This is a genomic window from Pseudonocardia charpentierae, from assembly GCF_031845345.1.
Taxonomy (GTDB): Bacteria; Actinomycetota; Actinomycetes; order Mycobacteriales; family Pseudonocardiaceae; genus Pseudonocardia; species Pseudonocardia charpentierae.
The window spans coordinates 1-6,063 of the sequence record NZ_JAVREJ010000066.1; the positions used below are offsets into that span (position 1 = coordinate 1).

The 6,063-nt window shown below is 66.8% G+C and carries 5 protein-coding genes; 2 read left to right on the forward strand and 3 right to left on the reverse strand.

Annotated elements, in window-relative coordinates; translation table 11 throughout:
- Nucleotides 1-94: 94 nt before the first annotated feature.
- Complete coding sequence (locus tag RM445_RS31670) at nt 95-619, reverse strand: hypothetical protein (RefSeq protein ID WP_311560552.1); 525 nt, start codon at nt 617-619, stop codon at nt 95-97.
- Nucleotides 620-685: 66 nt separating this feature from the next.
- On the opposite strand from RM445_RS31670, the gene RM445_RS31675 reads away from it, so the two are divergent.
- Complete coding sequence (locus RM445_RS31675; protein ID WP_311560553.1) at nt 686-1,570, forward strand: IS5 family transposase; 885 nt, start codon at nt 686-688, stop codon at nt 1,568-1,570.
- Between the two features lie 73 nt (nt 1,571-1,643).
- On the opposite strand, the gene RM445_RS31680 is transcribed toward RM445_RS31675, so the two are convergent.
- A complete protein-coding gene (locus RM445_RS31680) occupies nt 1,644-2,366 on the reverse strand; it encodes a hypothetical protein (RefSeq protein WP_311560554.1) in 723 nt (240 codons plus the stop codon).
- A 116-nt stretch (nt 2,367-2,482) separates the two neighbouring features.
- Entirely contained in the window at nt 2,483-3,802 is a 1,320-nt protein-coding gene (locus RM445_RS31685; protein ID WP_311560555.1) for an OmpA family protein, read from the reverse strand.
- A gap of 371 nt (nt 3,803-4,173) precedes the next feature.
- Here RM445_RS31685 and RM445_RS31690 point away from each other — a divergent pair, with 371 nt between their 5' ends.
- Nucleotides 4,174-5,694 carry a zinc metalloprotease gene (locus tag RM445_RS31690; protein ID WP_311560556.1) on the forward strand — a complete coding sequence of 507 codons (1,521 nt, stop codon included), beginning with the start codon at nt 4,174-4,176 and terminating at the stop codon, nt 5,692-5,694.
- Nucleotides 5,695-6,063 lie beyond the last annotated feature (369 nt).

Below are 6,063 nucleotides of genomic sequence, written 5' to 3' on the forward strand. Positions count from 1 at the left end.
GTCCACCGCGCGCAGCCGCATCGCCTCGAGGGTCTGGTGGTCCAGCTTGCGGCCGTCGTTGTCGCGCACACGGCATTGTTGCAGAAACAGAAGATCAAGTCAGCTTACTTACGTTCTCCTTGGTAAGCGTCGACCAAACCGGTAAGTCGATCATGAGCGCGGGTCCCGACGGTGTGTGTCGTTGCAGACGCGTGGTAGCGCAGACACGCGGCCAGTTCTCGAGCGCGAGCACAGGGAACACGAAGCGCCCGCGGCCGATATGGGCACCCCGGCTGACAGTCGGCGACCCGGCTGGCGCGAGCGTCTGTGGCCACGGCAGCAGCAGAGCGGCGGCGCTGGTCGGGCACGCGATCCGGTGCAGCCGGTCCGTCACGGCCGGGGTGATGCGCGGCCTGAGCCGCGGCCAACCCAGCCGGCTCGGCCGCAACGATGAGGCCAGTCCCTCGGCGGCGAACCCGGCACGTGCGGCGGCCAGGCCGATCCCGAGCCCTTCGTCTGGATCGCTACCGCCGATGAGATCCTCGCGAAGGTGAAAGTCGTCGAGACCGACGCCCGTAAGCTGGTCGACAACAATGCCAAGTAAGAGCGACGGCAAATGATGTTGGAGGTGTGTCGCCACAGGTAGAGGCACGGACCCGCCCGTGATCATGGGATTGCTGAAGTCTCAAGATCGCCAGGAGAGTCCGTGCCTCTGCTACCAGCATCGCTTATCGAGCCGTTGTGGGTCGAGTTGGCTGCCCTGATCGGGTCCGACGAGCGACCCGAGTTCGCGCCCACTCACCCGTGGGGCTGTCACCGCCGACGCATCCCCGACCGGGTCGTGTTCGAGCACCTGATCGGCGCGTTCGTGCACGGCAGCGGCTACGAACGAATCGCCACACCGGGCTGCTCGGACCGCACCATGCGCCGGCGTCTGCACGAGTGGGCCGACGCCGGACACGGGCCCGCGCTGCTGCGGATCTGCCTGACCGCCTACGACCAGATCATCGGGCTCGACCTCGACGAACTGGCCGTGGACGGATGCATCACCAAGGCCCCGTGTGGCGGCGAGGTCGCCGGCCGCTCCCCGGTGGACCGCGGCAAGCAGGGCATGAAGCGCTCGGCGGCCACCGACGGGCACGGCATCCCGCTGCACGTCATCGCGGCCCGCGCCAACGCCCACGACTCGCCGCTGCTCGAGCCGACCTTGGCCGGGGTCGTCGAGATGATCGGCACGCTGCCGCAGTACCGCGACCTGCACGGCGGCGACGACTTCCCGAACCTGCACCTGGACCGCGGCTACGACTCGACCAAGACCCGCGACCTACTCGACGTCCTCGGGTTCACCCCGCACATCGCGGTCAAAGGCCAGCCCGCACCTATTCAGGCCGGGAGCCGGTGGCCGGTCGAGCGGACCCACTCGTGGATGAACGGCTACGGCAAGCTGCGCCGCTGCACCGACAGACGCAAGGTCATAGTCGAGTTCTGGCTCTGCCTCGCCGCGGCATTCACCGTGATCCGCCGACTCATCAACAGAGCCCGCAACCGCTACCGCTGGCCCACCCGGCCAAGCACCCGTCGGCTGCGCTGACCATCAATTGCCGGTCGCTCTAAGTCTAGATCACGTACGCAACACTAGCACCGCGCGCGGTGAGGCACGACGCCTACTCTTCTTCCTCGTCGAGGTCCGGGATGTCGGCATCGGGCAACTCCCACACATTCGACAGTCGCTTGCCGCTCGGGTCGTAGACGACGTAACGGCCGCCGGGCACGGGCCGGAACACATACGTGCCGCCCTCGTCGAGGAAAAGCACCACCGAGCCGTCCTCGTACAACACGGTTGTGCCGGACCCGAACCCTGCTTCGATGTTTTCCTTTCGCCCGATCGCCTTGCCGAAGAGCTTCTCGTAGTCCGCATTCGGCGGGATGCGGTCCGGCAGGTCCGCCCCCTTCTCGAGCGGCGTGAGTGGTCTGTTCTTGGCGTCCGGCTTGGTACCGGGCGGTGCGTTCGGACCAGACGGGCCAGCCGGCGATGAGTCGATCCAATGGATTACGCGGAACTCTCGGCCCTTGCCCTTTTCGTCGATCCAGACGTCGATCTGGACATTGCCGAACGGTCCGATGCGAAGACCGTATTCATACCCGAGGCTCGCGAACCATTTTGGCGTGTATCGCTTGTAGAGATAGTCGGGCTCCCAGCCACCTCCGGAGCGTGACTCGTGCTTGGGATGCGCTTTGCGCCACTTGGCGTACTCCGTGTCCGTGAACTTGGGTTTGGCGGGCAGCGTCAGCGGTGACGCGTCGGGCGAGCGCTGCAGCGCGAGTATTGAGCCGCTGCCCTGAACCAGCGACACGACCGCCGCATTTCCTGCCTGGCGTTGCAACATTTGCAGCCTTTGGGTCTCGCGGACGGGGGCAGTCGCGTCAGCCCGCCGTGTCGCCGGCGCGGCGAACTCGTCCTCGCCTCTGCGGTCAGCTTTCCGCCTGGACATCGTTGAGTCGGTCAAGGTCGGGGGACGACAATCCGCGACTCGAGCCCGCTCCTCCCGCTCTTGCGCTTGCTGATCGTGCCGCCAGTCAGGTGCGCCAGCCGGTCGTGGAAGTCCTCGTATTTCTTCGGGCCGACGATGATGACCGTTCCGCCCGGGGCGGTGATCCGTGCTATCTCCTCGACGAGCCCGGGGATGTCGATGGGACCAGCCTCTGCGGTCACCACGTCGGCGACGTGGTCGGCGATCGGAATCTTGTTGACCTTGACGTCTCGATACGAGAAGCTGCGGTAGATCGCGTTGGGGACGCGGGCTTCGGGCGCCGTTGTCTGGCTGCGCTGGGCCCGTCCGATGTTGACGGCCCCGGCGTGGTAGCCCTCACCGAACAGGTCGATGTGGTATTTCGCGCCCGGTGGCACGTCGTGCGCGTGATATGCCGGGTCATTGAACGGGGTTTCTGCCGCCCATTCGGCGTGCGTGTCCTTCGCGGCGGCCGAATGCTTGTGCGCGGCGAGCAACTGGTCGCTACTCTTCCACAACTCTTCCGCCGACGACCAAATCCTGCGGAAGTCGTCGATGTTCTTCCGCTTCAGCTGCATCCCGGCGGGCGCCATTGTTTTGGGTGTCAACTCCAGCCATGTTTTCAGCTGCGTCCGGTCGTTCGCTAAGACATGAAGATTCGCTGTCGTCGGGTCTTTTTTGGCTTTGGCATACAGCGACCACCCGATGCGGATTGAGTCCGTGGGGTCCAGCCACTGTTCACCGGATCCGACCGGCGGCTTGTCCTCGGTGATGATGACGGCGCGGTGAAAGGAACGCGGGTTGGGATCCTTGGGTATTCCAGGCCCTTTCCCCGGGCTGGCGTCGTGCTTGAAAACGCCCGTGATCTGACAATCGGCCCGCTTGGTGGCCACTACTTCGGCCACACGATTGGCCCGGTGGGAGGAGAGCCGGTCGTTGAAGTCCGCCGGACCCTCGCTGCTTGCAAAGCCCTGGATTTCGACGTTGTATCCGGGCCTCAGGCGATCGATCTTCGCCAGTTCACCGGGTAGCAACTCGTCGCAGCTTGCCGCGAAGAGCAGTTGCCAGCCGACGACGCCTTTGGTACTGAGAGGACGGTCCGGGTTGGGCGGTCCAAGACCGCCGGAACAGGCCCGCTGCACCGTGATCCCAACCGAAGGCATGCGCGCAAGCAGCGCAGTGACGGCGCGGTTCCCGGCCAGTCGCTGCAGACCCTGAACAAACCCGGCCTGGGTATCCGATTCGTCACCCCGCGAAAGACGGGCACGGCGTGGAATCGCCGGGCCGTGGTCGGCTGCGAAGTGTTGACTCATCAGCCTTCAGTCTGCCGTAGCACGCAGCCGCCGACAACGGCCAAAGGGGACGTCGATCTGGCCCGTTGGGGCAGTGGCGGGTAGTTCGGCGCGGCCGACCGACAACCCCAGCAACCGGTATGGCCACGACGAGCGCCGATCTTGGATGGTCGACCGGTCCCGCTCCGGCCCTCGGCTGCAAGCCGTGGCCGGCTGCAGCTGCCTGGCGCCGGTTGTACAGAACTCGCGTACCCGCCTGACTTCCGATCGACCTTTCCCGGCTGCAGGTGCGTCGCTACTCTCAGGGGTACGACAGTAGCCCGCTGCCCTCACGGCACCGGCACGAACGACGGCGCGGGTCGGGCGGCCCCGACTGGACGGGGAGGGCTGGCGTGGGCTATTGGGAGGACCTCGGCAACGGCGTCGCATCGGTGGCCTCGACTCTCGGCGATGTCGCCGAAGGTGTCGTGGAGGTGTTCACCGAGACCGCGGAGAATGTGGTCGACGGCGTCGCGGACGCGGTCCAGGACGGGACCAACGAGGTGACGGACTGGCTGGCGAGCAATGGCGGACCGGTCGTCGGTGCGGTCGCGCACGTGGTCGGCGGGGTCGCGGTCGGCGTCGTCGAAGGGGTCCAAGACGTCCTGGGCGATGTGCTGCACATCGTCAACGACGTCGGCGGCATCGTTGGGTCGCTGCTGCGCGGGGACTTGCCGCGGCTCGTGGAGGAGCTGCTGAACCTGGTGATCGACGTGGCCGACCTCGGGCTCGACCTGCTGCGGATCGGCACGGGCGGCTACGTGGTCGCCGCGATAGTCGACAACTTCCAGCGCGCGGACCTGCGCGAGTTCGTGCACAACCTGATCACCGAGAGGTTCGCCGACCATCCCGACCTGGCGGCGATCCTCGCCCGGCTGAACCTCGACACCGCCCACTGGGGGCTGGCGGTCGGCGCGCGCAGCCACGTCATGATGCTCGACACCGGCCCTGACGGCGTCGCGAAGACCGTCCGCGCAATGCACACCGACGGCGAGCTCGACCTCTACGCGCTCGCCGGGCTGCTGTCGTTCGACAGCTTCTCCTTCGGCCGCGCCTGGACCCTGGTGCGCGTCATCGACTTCACCGGGCAGCCGGCCCTGCTGCCGGTCAACCGCGCGGTGGTCGCCCGGTTCCTCGACGGCGAGGACATCCGGCTGCAGATCTTCGCGCTGACGCCCGCCGCCCTGCACAACGACCTGCGAGTGGCCCGGACCGCGTTCGCGCGGATGGGCTTGCGGCTCGACTGGAACGACGAGTTCGACATCCCGACCCTGGGCCGGATGACCACCCACGAGATCACCACCCCGGCCGAGTACCGCCTGAACCTTGCTGGTCAGGGCCGCTACTTCCAGGACAGCGGGCTCAAGGAGGCGTCGGCCCCCGAGTGCCCAGTGGTGGCGCTCGCCGCATTCCGCTACGCCCTCAACGCCCGGGGGGAAGAGCAGTACGGCCAGGCCAGCGGCCGCGAGCTGCTCGAAGGTCGACGGGCCGACGGGTGCACGACCCCACGGGACCGGACCGACCGCTGCTGCGCGCTCGTCGACCGCACCGGTGGTACGGGATCGGGCGTGATCTACCGGGACTTCTTCCCGCACTATGCCGCCCGGTTCGTGCTCGCGCACGAGATCGGGCACTACTTCGGCCTTTGCCACTTCGGTCATGACGGGGTGCAGAACCTCATGTTCTCCATCGCCGGGGGGAGCAACCCGCTCGACTGGGGTCTGTGGCAGTACTACCTACACTCCGAGCCACGGTTCACCCACGACGACGCCAAAAACGCGTGGCGCTTCGTCATGGACCAGATGCCCGACTGCCTGGGCCGGACACCCGCCACCCCCGGCGGCGCATCACAACGGACGAGGGTCCGCGTGTAACCGCACCCGTAGGACCGGGACCGCGTGCCCGGCCCACGGCGGTGGCTCGTGCCCGGCCGTGGTGGCGCTCGGCGTGCGGTTTGTCGGTGTGCTGGCGCTCAGCCTGATGAGGCCACCTGCGCAAAGCTGACCCAAGCATCAAGTTCCGCGCTTCCGCCGAGGTCATTCTGACTTCCGATAACGTCCTCAGAAGCCGGAGGACGGCAGATCGACCGCCCCAGCCTCGAGCCCCTGCAGCACGATCTGGACCGTTCCCGATCTTGTAGACATCCGGTCGTAGACTGCCGCTGATCGCAGCGGAGGCAATCGCGTGGCGACACGCCGTAACTTCACCCAGGAGTACAAGGACCAGGCCGTGAGCCTCGTTCT

Coding starts and splice junctions, on each gene's coding strand:
- RM445_RS31685 (WP_311560555.1), bottom strand. CDS start 3,802: ATGAGTCAACACTTCGCAGCCGACCACGGCCCGGCGATTCCACGCCGT.
- RM445_RS31680 (WP_311560554.1), bottom strand. CDS start 2,366: ATGTTGCAACGCCAGGCAGGAAATGCGGCGGTCGTGTCGCTGGTTCAG.